This window comes from Pedobacter sp. SL55, from assembly GCF_026625705.1.
Taxonomy (GTDB): domain Bacteria; phylum Bacteroidota; class Bacteroidia; order Sphingobacteriales; family Sphingobacteriaceae; genus Pedobacter.
Window position 1 is genome coordinate 4060706 of the sequence record NZ_CP113059.1, and the last position, 18238, is coordinate 4078943.

Below are 18238 nucleotides of genomic sequence, written 5' to 3' on the forward strand. Positions count from 1 at the left end.
ACAAAAAATCCCTCCCAAAATGGAAAGGATTCATAAGCTCGGTCTTTATTCTTTGCTCCTTATTCTTTATTCCAGTTAAACGTAACCTAAAATTTTAAGTACTTGCTTACTGTTTTGCTCTTCTCCAAAAACTTCGAAATTAAAAGTTTCATCGCGGTTGCGGCGAATAATTACGTGTTTAGGACTAGGCAACAAACAGTGATGAATACCTCCATAACCGCTCAATACTTCCTGATAAGCGCCAGTATTAAAAAAGCCCAAATACTGCACCTTACGGGTTTTAGGCATAAATACACTGTTCATGTGCGCTTCTTGGTTGTAATAATCCTGACCATCGCAAGTAATACCACCTAAGTTTACACGTTCGTACTCTGCATCCCAATTGTTTATAGGAAGCAATATATATTTTTGGTTTAATGCCCAAACATCTGGCAAGTTGGTAATGAATGAACCATCTAACATCAACCATTTTTCACGGTCGTTTTGTTGCTTGCGACCCAATACTTTGTATAAAATTCCAGAAGCTTCCGCAACTGTATATTTACCAAACTCTGTAATGATATCGGGTTCAACTACGTCGTGCTCGGCACAGATTTCTTTGATACGCTTTACAATTTCGTTTACCATGTACTCGTAGTCGAAATCGAACACCAAACTATCTTTAAATGGCATACCGCCACCAATATCTAATGTATCTAACTCTGGATTGATTTTCTTGAACTTGCAATACAAAGTCACATATTTCTCTAACTCGTTCCAATAATAAGGCGAATCCGTAATACCAGAATTAATAAAGAAGTGTAATAATTTTACTCTAAAGTTCGGATTAGCAGCAACTTTGTTATTATAAAACTCAATTACATCCTCCATTCTAACACCTAAACGAGAGGTATAAAACTGCGAATCTGGTTGTTCTTCTGCCGCAATGCGGATACCTAAATTGCAAGGCGTATCCATCTCAATCTCGTCATCGTAAAGATTGAACTCCTCTTTGTTGTCTAAAACTGGAATAATATTCCTATAACCGTCATGCAACATATCGATAATATATTGCTTGTATTGAAAAGTTTTAAAGCCATTACAAATGATGGTAGTTTCTTTGGTTAGGTTACCCTTTTTCTCCAAAGCCTCAATCATTGGCATATCAAAAGCCGACGAAGTTTCTAAGTGAATATCGTTCTTTAACGCTTCTTCAACAATGTGCTTAAAATGTGAACTTTTAGTACAATAACAGTATTTATAATCGCCACGGTAATTGTTCTTAATAATGGCCTGCTGAAACAACAGTTTTGCCTGCTGAATTTTCTTGCTTACCATAGGCAAGTAAGTGAAACGCAATGGCGTACCATAGGTTTCAATCATTTCCATCAAGTTTAAATCGTGGAAATATAATTCATCATCTATAATGCTGTAACCTTCTTGCGGGAAGCCAACACTCAGATCAAGGAACTCTTCGTAACTCTGCATTGTCTAAAAATTTTTGCAAAAATGTAATTTTAATTCGAGAAATAGCTTGCCCAACAAATATTTTTACACAGAACAACTATATAAAGTAATTGGTTTTTGGATGTTTGGCTTTTAGCTTTCTGGTTTTGGGCATATCAAAAGTAATTTCGACAGTGTGTTGGCAGCCAAAATTGCACTTTTTAAATCTTTCTATTTAACCCCTTATTGGCATTTAAAAGAACTATAAGCCCGCTACATACTTTTATGAACAGATTGTTCGCTATTATTTAACATACCGATAAATAAATAGATGGTTGCGGCAAGCAGATTTGGTTGATAAAAGCACCTAAATAAGCTTCGCTACTGCCCGAACTATCTGTATTATCCTAAAACCACCTCAACAACCCCTATAAATAACAAAAGCCAATCAAAAACTGACTGGCTTTATATAGGTTGTTTAGGTTTAGTTTAATATTTTTTCAAAAGTAATCTTGTTTTATGAAAAAGCTCTGGCCATCCAACCAGAGCTTTAATCAAACCAAATATAAATGTACTTTTTTGTATGAACACAACAAATATAGCGCTTAATTTTTAAATTCAAAACAATTTTCAATTATTATTTTAATTTTTTTTAACTAAAAATCAAAAAAATACAATAAAATAGCTTCAAAAAATCAAACAAAACAACTTAAAAACAAAAAAATTAAATAAATCAATTAAAAACACATAAAAAACAAACAAAAAATCAAATTAAATCAATAAATACACAAAAAAAACATAAAAAAACAAAGAGTAATAACAGATTTTACACCAAAAAAATATACACATTTAAAAAAATCATAAAAAAAACCACAAATAAACAAAGTGTATATTTGCTTAGGCAATAGAAATCAAAAATAGAAGATGGATAAATTTGAGGTCACAAAAAACACTTCGTTAGTTAATTCTCTAACTCTAATAAATCAACTAATGATCAAAAGTTTAGATTTTTCTAATTCATTTACCATTATCGTTAACGAGCAACAGGCTTTTATCTATCCCGAACATCTAGAAAAAGAACTAAATAGCTTTAAAGAAGACGCTTTAAAAGAAATTTTAGACAAAAAAGAAGTGTACACTTGGTCTACAACACCCAAAAACGATCTTACTCTTGGGCTTAGTTACATCAGCGCACCGCTAATGTCGTCTACAGCCAATAGAATTGGCGCTCTAATTTTAACCTACAACAAACTAAAAACCTTTACAACAGACGAAATTTCAACAGTTTCGCACTTTGCTCAAATCACAGCCAACACAATAGAGAAAGACCTGGAAATCCAAAACATGCAAAAAACATTTACCGATTTTCTGCACAAAACCATACATGATCTTAAAAATCCGCTTACTTCTATTGCATTAACCGCAGAATTATTAAAGAAAAAATCGGAAGACCCTAAAATGATATTAGGTTTTTCTGACAAACTTGATAGGGCAAGCAAAAGACTTTTCTCTAATCTGGAAGACCTCAAAACCACATTCCCCTTAGCAGAACAAAGCAGTTTTAAACTAAGCGTAACCGAAATAAACCTGAGCACACTAGTAAGCGACATTAAAAACAGTTGCCCTGCAATACATATAAATATCAAAAAAGACAACCCCGTAGTGATTTATGGAGATTACTCCAAATTGAAGCAAGCCATTACTCAACTAATAGCAGCTAAAAATTGCAATACGATTGATATTGAACTGCACACCAGAGAAAACAACAGCGAAATCAAAATATATAACACCGAAACTACTAATGTTAGCGACGCCGCTTTTTTAATTGGAAAATTGTTGATAGAAATGCACAGAGGAAAAATAGAAAACCAGGAAAATGGCTACCTAGTTTGCTTTCCTTTAAACAAATCGTAAAGACCAAACGAAACTACAAAAAAATCTCCCTGTTCTTGATTGGCCTCGTACCAAATTTTACCACCTTGCAATTCAGTAAATTCTTTACAAAGCAAAAGCCCCAACCCTACACCTTTTTCGTTATTGGTGCCGAAAGTAGATAGTGCCCGCATCTTAAACAAATTATCCCGCTCTTCTTTACTTATTCCCAATCCGTTATCACACACTTTTACAAAACCATTTTCATGGTTACGAGTTACAGCAATTACCACCTTTCCTCCTTGGGGCGTAAACTTGATGGCATTATTAACCAGATTACGCATTACAATAAGAAACATGTTCAGATCTGCCGCCACAAAAACACCATCTGCCAGATTAAACACGAGCTCTATACCTTTTCTATAAGCTATATTTTTTTCCAAGTTCAAACCCTTCCTCAATTCGTAGCCCATATCTATCCTGCCAATATCTACCCTAGCTCCATCTAACTGAGATTTTGACCAAGCTAAAACGTTAGCAAGCATTTCTGAGGTGTCTTTAGTAACTTCCAACAAACGGCTTTTAACTTGCAGGTCTTCTGCTTCGGTAATATCCGCATCTACCAGTACTTCCAAATAGCCCAGAATAGAACTTAGAGGAGACCTAATGTCGTGTGCAACTATCGAAAAAAGCTTCGCTTTTTCAGAGTTCAATTTTTCGAGCTCTTTATTTTGCTCTAATATCTGGGCACTCTGCTCCTCAATCTCTAAATTTTTAAGAGACACTATGGTTCGTTCTTTATCGTAATTGTTTCTAATAAAGAAAATACTTAAAGAAATTAGCAGAGCTGCTACACCATAGGTAACTCCAAAATCTATCGTTTTTGTTAAATCATCTACATAAACATTAGGAATAAGCTCTGGATAACAATACTCGAAAGTGAGCACACCGAAAACGGTTACCAAATTTAAGCCAATCCAAAGCGCCAACTGCTTTTTTGGAACCACCACAACAGTAATGAGCAGTATCAAGCAAAACAATACTAAATTTGGACCGTAAATGCCCGAATTAAAGAAATAGTTGAGTAAAAATGTAAAATTGGCTACAATACCCAAACAAGTGATAGCCAAGTTGGTACTGCGCTTGTATCGAGACAAATAATAAAGGCAAGCAGAAAAAAGTGTACCAAATAAACAAATTAAAGCAACTGTTTTTAGGCCTATATAATAATTAAAGAAAATCTCTATAAAAAGCGCTATTACCGCAATTACACAAAACGTATTGAATATTCGTTCTTCTAATGAAAACTTCTGAGGATTGCCGATAATATGATTAGCACTTAGCCACGAACGTAAATTTGCCACTGCGTATTAGGAATAAGTATACTAGCAAACATAGCCATATTCATTGAAAGATAGGCAAACTTACTTTAAATTTAACTTACTTATATACCTAAAATTAAGCAACAAATCTTTACTTTTGCAGCTTTTATAATAAACTCAATATGATTAAGAGACAACAAATTAAGGATTTACTAAAATCTACAGATTTTAACACTGAGGTAACGGTTATGGGATGGGTTAGAACCTTCCGTAATAATCAGTTTATTGCGTTAAACGACGGATCTTGCATGGGCAACATCCAAGTAGTGGTTGATTTTAATAATACCGACGAGAATTTGTTGAAACGAATTACCACGGGCGCCGCCATTAAAGCTACTGGTAATTTAATCGAATCGTTAGGAAAAGGGCAAACCGTAGAAATTAAAGCTACAGCTGTTGAGATTTTGGGCGATAGTGACCCTGAAAAATTCCCATTGCAACCTAAAAAACACAGTTTAGAGTTTTTAAGGGAAATTGCACATTTACGTTTCAGAACCAATACCTTTAATGCAGTATTCAAAGTACGCCATGCTCTAGCATTCGCTATTCATCAGTTTTACAACGAAAGAGGTTTTGTATATATGCACACACCTGTAATTACGGCGAGTGATGCAGAAGGTGCTGGCGAAATGTTTAAAGTAACTACTTTAGATTTCGATAAAACACCTCGTACTGATGACGGAAAAGTAGATTTTGCGGAAGATTTCTTTGGTCGTGCAACTAACTTAACGGTTTCTGGGCAGTTGGAAGGTGAATTGGCAGCAATGGCATTTGGTCAAATTTATACTTTTGGCCCTACTTTTAGAGCAGAAAACTCTAACACAACCCGCCACTTGGCCGAGTTTTGGATGATTGAACCAGAAGTTGCTTTTGCAGATTTGGAAAATAACATGGAATTGGCTGAAGACATGATGAAATATGTGATCAGCTATGCTAAAGAAAACTGTAAAGAAGAATTAGAATTCTTAAATAATCGCTTGGCAGAAGAAGAAAAACAAAAACCTCAGAACGAGCGCAGTGAACTTTCTTTATTAGAGAAATTAGACTTTTGTTTAGCAAACAATTTCCAACGTTTAACTTATACAGAGGCAATTGATATTTTAAAAGCATCGAAACCAAATCAGAAAAAGCAGTTTAAATACCTAATTGATAGCTGGGGTGCCGATTTACAAAGTGAGCACGAACGTTATTTAGTAGAAAAGCACTTTAAACGCCCAGTAATTTTAATTGATTATCCAAAGGATATCAAATCGTTCTATATGCGTTTAAATGATGATGGCAAAACCGTTGCCGCAATGGACATTTTGTTTCCAGGTATTGGCGAAATGATTGGCGGCTCGCAACGCGAAGAACGTATGGAGGTGTTGAAACAACGTATGGATGAAATGGGTGTACCGCAAGAAGAGCTATGGTGGTATTTAGATACCCGTCGTTTCGGCTCTGCACCACATGCAGGTTTTGGTTTAGGCTTCGAACGTTTGGTGCTTTTTGTAACCGGTATGACCAACATCCGCGATGTAATTGCATTTCCTCGTTTCCCTAAAAGTGCTGAATTTTAATTTAGAACAAGGAGCAAGGAGCAAAGAATAAAGACTAAGGACTAAAGATCAAAGCATAAAGAACAAGGAGCAAAGAATAAAGAACAAAGCCCACAAAGCCTCGAAAATTTCGGGGCTTTGTAGTTTCTAATATGGTTTTGAAGGCACAAAATATTCTACCTTATTAGCCCGCAGCGTCGCTAGCACTCTCCCATCCGTTAAAAAATAAATGTTACTTTTGAGCCATGTACAGTATTGGCTTAGCAGAAGACGATCATAAAATTGCAGCGCTCATCAAGAACGGTTTAGAAGAAAACGGTTATGAAGTGCACACCTATCAAGATGGCAAAAGTGCCCTCGAAGCCTTTCGATCAAAAACTTTTCAGCTCTTGATATTAGACGTAATGATGCCGCAAATTACAGGTATAAATATTTGCAGACAACTGCGTGAAGACCAAATACAAACACCCATTTTAATGCTTACGGCACTTGGAACTGTAGACGACAAGGTAAATGGCCTAGAAGCAGGCGCTGATGATTATTTAGTGAAACCGTTCCATTTTAGGGAATTGCTAGCACGTATAGAAGCCATATTGCGTAGGCAAAACACCAATAACGCCCTTCAGCCTAACCAATTAAAGTTTGAAGATGTAACACTTGATATTAGAAGTAAGGAAGTGAAACGAGGAAACTCTATTATTGAGCTAACAGCGAAGGAATTTCATCTTCTGGAGCTTTTTATGAAAAACCCTAACCGTTTGCTTTCCAGACAATACATTGCAGAACAAGTTTGGGACGTAAACTTCGACACTCGTACCAACGTAGTAGACGTTTACATCAACTTTCTTCGTAACAAATTAGAAAAAGGTTTTGAGCGAAAATTGATCCACACTAAAATAGGTATGGGTTACATTTTTAAATAATTTGCTGATGAAAATCAAAGACCGCTTGGCAGTATATTTTACACTAATTAGTACCACCGTACTATTGGCGGTTTTATTTGCTGTTTACTTTATTTTTATCAAATTTTTGGAAAGCGATTTTTATGATAGACTTTATGATAGAGCTTTCATTAATGCAAATTTATATTTAGAAGCAGACGAAATCTCGGCAGATTCGCTAAAAAGAGTTAAGACAGAATACCTAGAAACTCTAAACGGAGAAATTGTACGGATTTACGACAGCAACAACAAGCCTCGTTTCATTACCGATAACCAACAATTCTGGACTAACGATTTCATCAATAAAGTACGGAAAGCTAAAAAACTACGCACAAAAGATGGTTTAAGACAGACAGTAGGCATATTTTACAGAGATAATCAAGGCGACTTTGTCATCCTAGCTTCGGCAATTGACAACAGTACCTACAATAGAATTGGCAAACTAAGGCTCATTATGATCGCTACGTTCATCATCATAGTGGTGGGTTTGTTGCTTTCGGCTAGATGGATGGCCAATAAAATTCTAAAACCTTTGGATATTTTTATTGAAGAAGTGAAAAAAATCAAGTCTAGCAACCTTGATTTTAGGGTGCAGGAAAGCAAAAACAAAGATGAAATTAACTTGCTGGCACAAAATTTCAATCAGTTGATGGATCATTTGGAGCAAGCCTTTATCTTACAAAAAACCTTTGTGGCAAATGCTTCGCACGAACTTCGCACACCAATTACCAGCTTATTAATGGAGGCAGAGATAGCCCTTAGTCAGCCGAGAAATACTGAGGAATACCAAAAAGCTTTACGATCTGTAGTTGATGATGCGGATAAAATGAATGCAACCATCAATAGCTTGCTGAGTTTAGCACAAGCAGATTTGGAATTGGGTGCTACGCAAACAGAAACCGTAGAATCGATGAACTACTTTGGGAGCTGCAAGCGCATTGGGCACAAAAAAACAAACAAAGTAAGCTTATTATCAATTTAGAAGAAATACCAAACCAAACCGATTTACTCACACTCCAAGTGAATAAAAACCTGCTAGAAATTGCCTTAAACAACATTATTGGCAATGCTTTTAAATTTTCTGATTATCAGGATGTGCATTGTATTTTAAGGGTAAACAAGCAGGAAATTAAAATTGCAATTAGAGACTTTGGTGTTGGCATTAATCAAAACGACAGCGAACATATTTACGAGCCTTTCTACACCTCATCAAGCAATGTAAATTTAAAAGGTAACGGCATGGGTTTATATATGGCGCATAAAATTATCTCCTTAGCCAAAGGCGAACTAAGTTTTACTTCGGAAGATAAAGGAACTACGTTTTTTGTACGATTTTAATTTCTAGCAACTTCTTTCAACCATGCGTCATCCCAGATTTAGTCTGGCATCTTAAAGCTTTGACATATCTTTTCTTCTTATATAATTACCTATAGTAGCTTGAGCTAGGATGGCAAAAAAATTCCCTAAAAAGATATTTGAAGACCTCTACACTACGGTTGAGATTGACGAGCAGCAAAATTTGAATTTAATAATATATCGTTCTGCAAAAACAAGGCTATCCTTTATTTGTTAATCTGGTACACTTAAAATACCTAGATATGAATATTCAATTAAATGCCGATAAGAATTTAACCATTCATGAGCCTTACGAAAAACAGATTAAAGATCAATTGACTAAAGATTTAGATCGATACAGCAACCATCTTTCTCGTGTAGAAATCCATTTATCTGACGAAAACGGCAGCAAAGCTGGTTTAAACGATAAAAAATGTTTGATAGAAGCCAGACTAGATGGCAAACCGCCGTTGGTAGCAAGCGATTTGGGCAATACTTACGACTTAGCACTAAAAGGCGCCACCGAGAAAATCAAAAGTGCTTTGAATACTGCTGTTAGTAAAATGCAGAGCAAATAACACACCTAAATAAAGAAGAGGAAATCCGATTGCAGATCACAATCGGATTTTTTTATTAATGGACATTAACGATTAAAATTTAACTTATCCGCAGTTGCTTCACATCGTTCGTCATCCCAGATTAGTATGGGATGCCAATGCGGGGCTAAATCTTATTTCATGCTTTACGACCCCAGCCTGCGCTGGGATGACGAAGACCAAAGCATGGAGAAGTTTTTAATCACTTTTTAATTTCAATTTAATTCGCGTTTAATTCGGTCAAAATAGCTTTGGCAACAATGAAAGTAAAGCTATTATTCATCTGTTGCATACTTGGATTCCAACAAATCATTTTTGCGCAAGACACCCTCAAATTAAACGTTGCCGAGGCTGAAAAGCTTTTTGTCGCCAACAATTATCAGCTACTTTTAGCGAAATATGAAATAGAACAGGCAAAAGCCGATGTCATCACTGCTAAATTATTTGATAACCCAGAAATCAGCCATGAAAACCTATTTTACAATCACGAAACTAAACGTTTTTTGGAAACCTCGTTTGCTACGGGGCAGTTCAGTACACAAATATCGCAGCTATTTAAACTGGCTGGCAAGCGAAACAAGAGTATCAAACTAGCAAATACAGCCGTAAAGCTAGAAGAATTTGAGTAAGCTTCGATTTAATGAGAACGCTCCGCTATCAATTGCGTAGCACGTTTTTTAAGCTACATTCTCTACAACAATCGGCAAAGATTTACAGCTCACAGGTTAAAGCTTTAGAACAATTGTTACAAGCTTCTAATAAGCAATTGAACTTAGGCAACATCGCCAATAAGGATGTGATACGCATCAAATCTTTGCTCTATACTTTACAGGCCGATTACTATCAAATTAATAGCGAAATAGATGAATTAACCGCAGAATTGAAACTGCTTACACAAATCAAAACATCTACAACTATCCTAACTGTGGTACCAGAAACCAACAAAGTTGAAACTAGCGAAATTGCATACGCCGCATTATTAGATTCGGCAAAAGCCAACAGAGTAGACTTAAAATCGGCGCAAACGGCAATTACCTACGCACAACAAAACTTGATGTTACAAAAAGCAAATGCCATCCCAGATGTGCAACTTTCTTTAGCTTACGATTTAAAGGGCAATTATCCTGAAAAATACACAGGCATAGGAATTAGCATGCCCATCCCGCTTTTCAATAGAAACCAAGGCGAAATTAAAAAAGCTAAAATAGCGATAGAAGCGCAACAGACGGTATACAATCAAGTAGAAAACACTTTATCGAACGAGGTTTTTAAGGCCTATCAAAATGCAAAACGTATAGAAAGCTTAATGGCTAATCGAGATCAAAACTTTAATCAAGATTACCAAAAGTTGATTGACGAAGTAACCAAGAACTTCGCCAAAAGAAACATCAGTTTATTAGAGTTTTTAGACTTCTACAATCGTACAAGGAGAACGTTTTGCAATTCAACCAACTACAATACGAGCGTATCAATGCCAAAGAAGAAATCAATTTTGTTACTGGAACCACCCTATTCAAATAAAGCATGTCTTATATTAAATCCTCAAAAAACTATTTATACTGCCTTGCTGTAGCAGGCATACTGGCACAAAGCTGCACCACAACCAATACCACTGTTAAGGAAGACAAGTTCGAAGTAACCGACTCTTTAATCAGCAAGCTATTGATTGACACCGTACAATCTCCAAACAATCGAATGGATCTTAATTTCTCTGCAAAAATTACGGCTAATGAAGATTTGCAAGCTGCAATTTACCCAATGGTTAGCGGTATTGTAGGTTCGGTAAATATAAAAATCGGCGACCGAGTGAGTAAGGGACAAGTGCTGGCCAACATTAGCAGTGCAGAAATGGCTGGCTTTGATAAGGAAGTAATCAGTGCCGATGCGGAATTAAAAATCGCCGAAAGAGCCTTGAAACAAGCAGAAGAATTGTACAAAAGTGGTTTAAGTTCGGCCAAAGAACTAGAAGAAGTAAAAAACGACTTGATTATCAAAAAAGCGGAGCTACAGCGTGCTAAAACTACATTAAAGCTAAACGGCGGTAATACCAAAGGCACCTATAACCTCAAATCTCCTATTACTGGCTTTGTGATAGAAAAAAACGTAAATAGCCACATGCAATTACGCCCCGATAATGAAGACGCACTTTTTAAAGTAGCCGATTTATCAAACGTGTGGGCAGTAATCAATATCTACGAATCTGAATTTGCCATGTTAAAGGAAGGAGATGAAGTAGAAGTTTCGGTACTGTCTTATCCTGAAAAAACCTACCGAGGTAAAATTGAACGCATTTATAATACCATTGATAATGAAAGTAGAGTAATTAACGCCAGAGTAAGTATTGCCAATAAAGATTTAAGTCTAAAACCTGGCATGATGGCCACGGTAAAAGTAGCTGCTAAGTCAGATATCAATTTGCCATCAGTCAATCCTAAAGCAGTAATATTCGATGAGAATAAAAACTATGTATTGGTACTAGATCCAAAAGAGAAAATACGAGTACAAGAAATCGAAATTGGTCGTAAAACTAGCAATCGCACTTATGTGAGTAAAGGCTTAAATGCAGGCGATAAGGTTGTCGCTTCAAAACAGGTATTCCTTTTTGAAAGTTTGAAGTAATTGATAATTATAAGCTAGCATAACCTTAAAAAATCTTGTCATGTTGAGCTTGTCGAAACATAAATAGTCTTCGACAAGCTCAGACTGACAAACTAGGTATTAATTCTATTTCACAATGAATAAACTGATTAAAACCATTATTGGGTTTTCTTTAAAGAATAAATATTTCATCTTCTTTACCACCTTTATTTTGGTGCTAGCGGGTTACTTGAGTTTCAAGAAAACCACTATCGAAGCCTTTCCAGATGTAACCAATACCAACGTAACCATTATTACACAATGGCCGGGTAGAAGTGCCGAGGAGGTAGAAAAATTTGTTACCCGTCCGCTAGAAATAGCGATGAACCCTACCGAAAAAAGAACCAGCATTCGTTCTTCTTCCCTATTCGGACTTTCTATTGTTAAAATAACTTTTGATGACGACGTAGATTACGCTTTTGCCAGGGTGCAAGTAAACAACCACATCGAAGAAGCAGATTTACCCGACGGTATACAACCAGAAGTACAACCTCCCTACGGTCCTACCGGCGAAATTTTTCGTTACACGCTAACTAGCAATCAAAAATCGGTTAAAGAACTAAAAACCATTCAAGATTGGACTATCCAAAGGGAATTATTATCCGTTTCTGGAATAGCCGATGTAGTGAGCTTTGGTGGCGAAGTAAAGACTTACCAAATTACAGTTGATCCGCAAAAAGCGATACAATACAATGTTACAGCAACGGAGTTATTCGATGCTGTTTCTAAAAGCAACATCAACGTAGGTGGCGATGTGATTGTGCAAGGCGGACAAGCCTATGTGGTTCGTGGCATTGGAGTTTTAAATAATATCGAAGAGATTAAAAACGTAGTTGTAGATAATTACAATGGCATCCCTATCTATGTAAAAACCATTGCAGAAGTTACCGAAGCTGCTTTACCACGCTTAGGTCAGGTAGGTAGAGATTACGATCCAGATGTAGTACAAGGCATTGTGGTAATGCGTAAGGGCGAAAATCCGAGCGAAGTCATCAAAAAACTGAAAATTAAAATTGAAGACATCAATAACAACATTTTGCCAGATGATGTAAAAATCAAATCGTTTTACGACCGCGAAGATTTGGTAAACTTTGCCACACACACGGTAATGGGCAATATGTTCGAGGGTATTTTGTTTGTAACCGTTATTGTTTTCCTTTTTATGGCCGATTGGCGAACTACGCTTATCGTATCCATCGTTATTCCTCTGGCCTTGCTGTTTGCTTTCATCTGTTTAAAGCTAAAAGGCATGTCGGCCAACCTCTTATCTATGGGCGCCATTGATTTTGGAATTATCATAGATGGTGCTGTAGTTATGGTCGAAGGTATTTTTGTAGTGCTCGACCAAAAGGCCCATAAAGTGGGCATGGAAAAATTCAACAAAATAAGTAAGCTAGGGTTAATTAAAAAGACCTGTTTAGAGAATGGAAAAGGCATTTTCTTCGCTAAGCTAATCATCATTACAGGCTTGATGCCCATCTTTACTTTCGAAAAAGTAGAAGGTAAAATGTTTTCGCCACTGGCATGGACACTAAGTTTTGCCTTATTAGGTGCGTTATTGCTAACCTTTACCTTGGTACCTGCCATGGCAAGCATTTTACTGAAGAAAAACGTGAAAGAAAAGCACAATATCTTTCTAGAATTCATCACTAAATACACTTTAAAGGCTTATGACAAATGCTTTAAATTCAAAAAAATAGCATTTTACACTTCAATTGTAATTTTAATCACAGGTATTTTCAGTTTCAAGTTTTTAGGTAGCGAGTTTTTACCTAATCTGGATGAAGGTTCTATCTACGTACGTGCTACTGGCCCATTGAGTATTTCTTTAGATGAAACCAAGAAGCTTTCTAACGAAATGCGTAAAATCTTCTTGAGTTTTGAGGAAGTAAAACAGGTTTTATCGCAAACCGGCAGACCAAACGATGGTACCGATGCCACTGGCTTTTACAATATGGAGTTCCATGTTGACATCTACCCTAAAAAAGAATGGAAGCGAAAACAAACGAAAGAGCAGTTGATTGAGCGTATGCAGGAGAAACTGAAAGGATTTCCTGGCATTAGCTTAAACTTCTCGCAACCTATTTCTGATAACGTTGAGGAAGCCGTTTCTGGGGTTAAAGGTTCTATTGTAGTCAAACTCTTTGGCGATAACTTCGAGTTTATCGAACAGGAAGAAGAAAAAATCTTCAACATTCTTAAAACGGTAGAAGGTATCGAAGATTTAGGGATCTTGAGAAATTTAGGCCAGCCAGAACTACAAATCGATTTAAGTCAGCGTAAAATGGGTTTATATGGTGTAAGCACTGCCGATGCCAATGCTGTTGTAGAAATGGCGATTGGTGGTAAAGCAGCTACACAAATCTACGAAGGCGAAAAGAAATTTGACCTGATTATCCGTTATCCAGAAGATTTCAGAAATGACGAAACGGCTATCGCTAATTTGCGTGTTCCCACCATTTCTGGCTCTAAAGTTCCTTTGGGCGAAATCGCCAGAATTAAGAAAATTACTGGCCCAAGCATGATTTACCGTGATAAACATACCCGCTACGGCGCTATCAAATTCTCTATCCGTGGTAGGGATATGGGAAGCGTAATTGCCGAAGCGCAGCAAAAGGTAAATGCCGCCATTAAACTGCCAAAGCCATACCGTTTAGAATGGGCAGGAGACTTTGAAAATCAGCAGCGAGCAAGCAAGCAGCTTTCTCAAGCAGTTCCTATTAGTTTATTATTGATTTTCTTTATCCTGTTCATTTTATTCGGAAACGTGAAAGATGCCTTATTGGTGCTCAACAACGTGCCGTTTGCTATGGTTGGTGGTATCTTGGCATTGCTAGCAACAGGCATTAACTTTAATATCTCGGCGGGCATTGGGTTTATTGCATTGTTCGGTATTTGTGTACAAAATGGAGTTATCCTGATCACAAAATTCAAGAGCAACATCACAGAGCTAAAACACCAGCCTACTTGGACTTTTGCCGATGCCATTAAAGACGGAATTGCCACCAGAATGCGCCCAGTTATTATGACGGCTTTGATGGCGGCGATAGGTCTATTGCCAGCGGCATTATCTACAGGCATTGGTTCCGAGGCGTCAAAACCTTTAGCAGTGGTGGTAATAGGTGGTTTAATTACCAATACGCTATTTAATTTGTTCGTATATCCAATTGTGTTTTACTGGAGTTACAAGAAAAAAGTACACCATTTACAAGAGGTAATTGCTTAGAAAAAACTAAACAACTCGGCCGTTCTTTCGAACGCAAATGAGAAATCTATCAGTATTAAACTTAAAAATTACGACTGAAAAGCAGGGCTATAGTTTTATAGGAAATGGTAGCCCTGCTTTTCGTTACAATCTTTTGTGATTGGCACTATATAGAACAGACTTCGTAAGTTTTGAAAACTTACGAAGTTTAAAACTAGTAGTACAACAAAAGGATTTTCACTACAATCAGGTTTAAAATGCAAGGCTTGTGCATCAAACCAACTTTGTCAATCCACTATATCACCATCTAAAAGATTGACAAAGTTTCAACATTTTTCTTCGAGTTCTTCGCGAAACTTCAAAATCCTTTGCAGTTAATTTTAACTCAAAGCGAAAAAGACACGCTAAATTGACAAAAATCATTAGCTCATCCTAGCTTATATTCAGCATATTTGTACTACCTAATCGGCAAAATCATGAAAAAAACGAGCTTATTCATATTATTCACACTATTAACGTATATCGTTAACGCACAAGAAACACCCTCAAAAACAACTAAAATAGAGAAAAAGAAAGTAGAGATAGCGTGTGGCGAGTGCATGTTCAAAATGGATGGAAAAGGCTGCGACTTAGCCATTAGAATTGATGGCAAGCCTTATTTTGTAGATGGCAGAAAAATAGACGACTTTGGCGATGCGCATGCTGATGATGGCTTTTGCAATGCGATTAGAAAAGCAACCGTTACAGGAGAAATTGTTAACGGAAGATTTAAAGCAAAATCGATACAATTGGTAGAAACCAAGAAAACAGAAAAACCGAAGTCTTAGCAATTTAACAATACCACAATTTAGCCATTATCAAAAGCTAAACTGTATCTTTGCTGCATGACAAAGTTATCGGTTAACATCAACAAAATTGCTACGCTACGCAACAGCAGAGGCGGCAATAATCCTGATTTGGTTAAAGTTGCGTTAGATTGTGAAAAATTTGGCGCACAAGGCATCACAGTGCATCCACGTCCAGATGAGCGACACATCCGTTACCAAGATACTTTTGATCTAAAGGCAGTTATCGCTACCGAATTTAACATTGAAGGCAACTGCAAAGAACAAAAGTTTGTAGACTTAATGCTAGCCAACAAACCCGCTCAGGTTACTTTGGTGCCAGATGCAGAAGGTCAAATCACTTCCAACCACGGTTGGGATACCATCAAACATCAAGACTACTTGAAAGAAATGGTAGCGGTATTCCAACAAGCGGATATCCGTGTTTCTATTTTTGTTGATCCGGTGGTAGAAATGGTAGAAAATGCCTTAACTACAGGAACCGACAGAATTGAACTTTATACCGAAGCTTATGCCCAACAATACTACAACAATAGAGAAAAAGCCATCGCACCTTATTTGGCCGCAGCACATAAAGCTAACGAATTAGGCATTGGCATTAATGCAGGCCACGATTTAGATTTGCATAACCTCAAGTATTTTGCGCAAACTATCCCAGGCTTATTAGAAGTTTCTATTGGTCATGCCCTAATTAGCGATGCACTTTATTTAGGCTTAGAAGAAACCATTAAACGTTATTTGGCGCAGTTGAGACCAATGTCTGATGTCTGATGACCGAAGTTTGGCAGTAGAACCAACTAATAACTACAATAAAAAATTATTAAATTTCATCATCCGTCTTCTGACATCTGACATCTGACTAATTTTGACTTTCAAGGGTATTCTTCTCGTATTATTTGGTGCTTGTAGTTTCGGTATTCTCTCTACTTTCGTAAAGTTAGCTTATAGCGAAGGGTATTCGCTAGGCGATGTTACAGGTACACAGGCTTTATTTGGTGCCTCAATGTTGTGGATTATCTATTTAGTTCAACGTAAAACACAATCTAAAGATAAACCTAAACCCATTATTAAAACACATTGGATTAAACTGGTATTAGCTGGTACTTTTACTGGTTTAGTAAGTTTAACTTACTATCAATGCGTAAAACTTGTACCCGCTTCTATAGCCATTATCTTACTAATGCAATTTGTATGGATTAGCGTACTGCTCGAATTAGTATTCTTCAAGAAAAAGCCCAATATGCTTCAGGTTTTCGCCATCATCATGATTTTGCTGGGAACCATTGCAGCCAGTGGCTATTTCGAACAATCGGCTGCAAATTTAAGTATTGCTGGTATTGGCTACGGTTTGGTTGCCGCATTATGTTACGCCATTTTCTTGATGCTGAATGGTAATCTAGGTAACGAATATCCGCCACTGCAAAAAAGTGCTTTAATGATTACAGGTGCTTGTATGTTGATTTTTGCGGTACTTCCTCCAACTTTTCTTTTCAATGGTGCTTTAGGGGGTAGTTTACTTAAATGGGGGTTGATTTTAGCTGTTTTCGGCACAGTTATCCCACCATTATGTTTTGCCTCTGGTATCCCAAAAATTGGTTTAACCTTAAGTTCTATTTTAAGTTCTGCAGAGTTACCAGTGGCAGTAAGCATGTCGGCATTGGTTTTGCATGAAGAGGTTAGTTTGTTAAGGTGGATTGGGGTTGCAATTATTTTATCATCAATGATACTTCCAAATTTGGAAAATTTAAAGAAAGCAAATAGCTTTAGAAAATAAACGGCCTCCCCCAACCCCTCCAAAGGAGGGATATATAAATTACATAGGCATCACACGTCTTCCTTTGGAGAGAGATTAAAAGGGAGGATAAACAATTGAAAGAAACCAACATGAAAAAAACAATATTAATTTCCCTAATCGCCTCTACCTTATTTGCCTGCCAAAACAATGCTAGTATTAATACCGATGAAGCTGGTAAGGTAATTACTACCTATCTAAAAGGAAATCCAGAATATAAAACCACTAGGTTTGATTTTGGCGAGCTTAAATTTAACAACGAGAAAGAATATACCGAATTAGAAAACTATCGCAAATTGGCCAATGAGGGCTACATTACGCTAACTTTATTGAGTGCTAAGAAAAAGTTTCTTTCTAAAGATAGCAGCTATGTTTACAGTGCAAAACTTACGCAAAAAGCAAGCGATTTTGTTTTAAAGCAAGAAACAGACAAGGCAACTGTTAAAGCTGTTATCTACGAATTGACAGAAGAAAAGCCTGTAGATTTCTCTAAAGTAAATGATGCTACTGCTAAAGTAACCGTATCTCTTAAAAAGGTAAATACACCATTTGCTGCGTTTCAAAGAAAACCAGAAGATAATAGCGAGTTTTTAACCAAAACCTATCGTTTAAAATATGATAAGGAAACAGGTTGGAGTGTAAGGAAGTAGATAAAGGAGCAAGGAATAAA

General features: G+C 36.7%; 16 protein-coding genes. 14 read left to right on the forward strand and 2 right to left on the reverse strand.

The window, feature by feature from the left end:
- Positions 1 to 75 precede the first annotated feature (75 nt).
- Positions 76 to 1467 (reverse strand): arginine decarboxylase, encoded by a 1392-nt coding sequence (locus tag OVA16_RS18115; protein ID WP_267762304.1) that lies wholly within the window; start codon positions 1465 to 1467, stop codon positions 76 to 78.
- 948 nt (positions 1468 to 2415) lie between these two features.
- Here OVA16_RS18115 and OVA16_RS18120 point away from each other — a divergent pair.
- Positions 2416 to 3339: a histidine kinase dimerization/phospho-acceptor domain-containing protein gene (locus OVA16_RS18120; protein ID WP_267762305.1), complete on the forward strand. Its 924-nt coding sequence runs from the start codon at positions 2416 to 2418 to the stop codon at positions 3337 to 3339.
- Here the strand turns inward: OVA16_RS18120 and OVA16_RS18125 are convergent.
- Positions 3306 to 4661, reverse strand: coding sequence for an ATP-binding protein (locus OVA16_RS18125; RefSeq protein WP_267762306.1), 1356 nt, complete (start codon positions 4659 to 4661; stop codon positions 3306 to 3308). The two genes, OVA16_RS18120 and OVA16_RS18125, sit on opposite strands and share 34 nt — an antisense overlap.
- 140 nt (positions 4662 to 4801) lie before the next feature.
- On the opposite strand from OVA16_RS18125, the gene asnS reads away from it, so the two are divergent.
- The 13 genes from asnS to OVA16_RS18190 all read left to right on the forward strand — a co-directional run bounded on the left by asnS (position 4802) and on the right by OVA16_RS18190 (position 18218).
- Positions 4802 to 6238 carry an asparagine--tRNA ligase gene (gene asnS, locus OVA16_RS18130; RefSeq protein WP_267762307.1) on the forward strand — a complete coding sequence of 479 codons (1437 nt, stop codon included), beginning with the start codon at positions 4802 to 4804 and terminating at the stop codon, positions 6236 to 6238.
- Between the two features lie 224 nt (positions 6239 to 6462).
- Complete coding sequence (locus OVA16_RS18135) at positions 6463 to 7140, forward strand: response regulator transcription factor (protein ID WP_267762309.1); 678 nt, start codon at positions 6463 to 6465, stop codon at positions 7138 to 7140.
- Between the two features lie 7 nt (positions 7141 to 7147).
- Positions 7148 to 8140, forward strand: a complete 993-nt coding sequence (locus tag OVA16_RS18140; RefSeq protein WP_267762311.1) for a histidine kinase dimerization/phospho-acceptor domain-containing protein — start codon at positions 7148 to 7150, stop codon at positions 8138 to 8140.
- A gap of 38 nt (positions 8141 to 8178) precedes the next feature.
- On the forward strand, positions 8179 to 8496 hold the full coding sequence (locus tag OVA16_RS18145; protein ID WP_267762312.1) for a sensor histidine kinase: 318 nt from the start codon (positions 8179 to 8181) through the stop codon (positions 8494 to 8496).
- 260 nt (positions 8497 to 8756) lie between these two features.
- Entirely contained in the window at positions 8757 to 9071 is a 315-nt protein-coding gene (locus OVA16_RS18150; RefSeq protein ID WP_267762313.1) for an HPF/RaiA family ribosome-associated protein, read from the forward strand.
- Positions 9072 to 9349: 278 nt separating this feature from the next.
- A complete protein-coding gene (locus OVA16_RS18155) occupies positions 9350 to 9718 on the forward strand; it encodes a TolC family protein (protein WP_267762315.1) in 369 nt (122 codons plus the stop codon).
- An 11-nt stretch (positions 9719 to 9729) separates the two neighbouring features.
- On the forward strand, positions 9730 to 10662 hold the full coding sequence (locus tag OVA16_RS18160) for a TolC family protein (protein ID WP_267762316.1): 933 nt from the start codon (positions 9730 to 9732) through the stop codon (positions 10660 to 10662).
- On the forward strand, positions 10614 to 11708 hold the full coding sequence (locus OVA16_RS18165) for an efflux RND transporter periplasmic adaptor subunit (protein WP_267762318.1): 1095 nt from the start codon (positions 10614 to 10616) through the stop codon (positions 11706 to 11708). Before OVA16_RS18160 ends, OVA16_RS18165 begins: the two co-directional genes overlap by 49 nt.
- A 115-nt stretch (positions 11709 to 11823) precedes the next feature.
- Positions 11824 to 14952 carry an efflux RND transporter permease subunit gene (locus tag OVA16_RS18170; protein WP_267762319.1) on the forward strand — a complete coding sequence of 1043 codons (3129 nt, stop codon included), beginning with the start codon at positions 11824 to 11826 and terminating at the stop codon, positions 14950 to 14952.
- Positions 14953 to 15407: 455 nt separating this feature from the next.
- Positions 15408 to 15758, forward strand: a complete 351-nt coding sequence (locus OVA16_RS18175) for a DUF6370 family protein (protein ID WP_267762320.1) — start codon at positions 15408 to 15410, stop codon at positions 15756 to 15758.
- 57 nt (positions 15759 to 15815) lie between these two features.
- Positions 15816 to 16547: a pyridoxine 5'-phosphate synthase gene (locus tag OVA16_RS18180; protein WP_267762321.1), complete on the forward strand. Its 732-nt coding sequence runs from the start codon at positions 15816 to 15818 to the stop codon at positions 16545 to 16547.
- 94 nt (positions 16548 to 16641) lie between these two features.
- Positions 16642 to 17550, forward strand: coding sequence for an EamA family transporter (locus tag OVA16_RS18185; RefSeq protein ID WP_267762322.1), 909 nt, complete (start codon positions 16642 to 16644; stop codon positions 17548 to 17550).
- Between the two features lie 110 nt (positions 17551 to 17660).
- A complete protein-coding gene (locus OVA16_RS18190; protein ID WP_267762323.1) occupies positions 17661 to 18218 on the forward strand; it encodes a hypothetical protein in 558 nt (185 codons plus the stop codon).
- The last annotated feature ends 20 nt before the right edge of the window (positions 18219 to 18238 follow it).

Coding starts and splice junctions, on each gene's coding strand:
- OVA16_RS18160 (WP_267762316.1), top strand. CDS start 9,730: ATGAGAACGCTCCGCTATCAATTGCGTAGCACGTTTTTTAAGCTACAT.
- OVA16_RS18180 (WP_267762321.1), top strand. CDS start 15,816: ATGACAAAGTTATCGGTTAACATCAACAAAATTGCTACGCTACGCAAC.
- OVA16_RS18150 (WP_267762313.1), top strand. CDS start 8,757: ATGAATATTCAATTAAATGCCGATAAGAATTTAACCATTCATGAGCCT.
- OVA16_RS18120 (WP_267762305.1), top strand. CDS start 2,416: ATGATCAAAAGTTTAGATTTTTCTAATTCATTTACCATTATCGTTAAC.
- OVA16_RS18115 (WP_267762304.1), bottom strand. CDS start 1,467: ATGCAGAGTTACGAAGAGTTCCTTGATCTGAGTGTTGGCTTCCCGCAA.
- OVA16_RS18135 (WP_267762309.1), top strand. CDS start 6,463: ATGTACAGTATTGGCTTAGCAGAAGACGATCATAAAATTGCAGCGCTC.
- OVA16_RS18175 (WP_267762320.1), top strand. CDS start 15,408: ATGAAAAAAACGAGCTTATTCATATTATTCACACTATTAACGTATATC.
- OVA16_RS18165 (WP_267762318.1), top strand. CDS start 10,614: ATGTCTTATATTAAATCCTCAAAAAACTATTTATACTGCCTTGCTGTA.
- asnS (WP_267762307.1), top strand. CDS start 4,802: ATGATTAAGAGACAACAAATTAAGGATTTACTAAAATCTACAGATTTT.
- OVA16_RS18170 (WP_267762319.1), top strand. CDS start 11,824: ATGAATAAACTGATTAAAACCATTATTGGGTTTTCTTTAAAGAATAAA.
- OVA16_RS18190 (WP_267762323.1), top strand. CDS start 17,661: ATGAAAAAAACAATATTAATTTCCCTAATCGCCTCTACCTTATTTGCC.
- OVA16_RS18140 (WP_267762311.1), top strand. CDS start 7,148: ATGAAAATCAAAGACCGCTTGGCAGTATATTTTACACTAATTAGTACC.
- OVA16_RS18155 (WP_267762315.1), top strand. CDS start 9,350: ATGAAAGTAAAGCTATTATTCATCTGTTGCATACTTGGATTCCAACAA.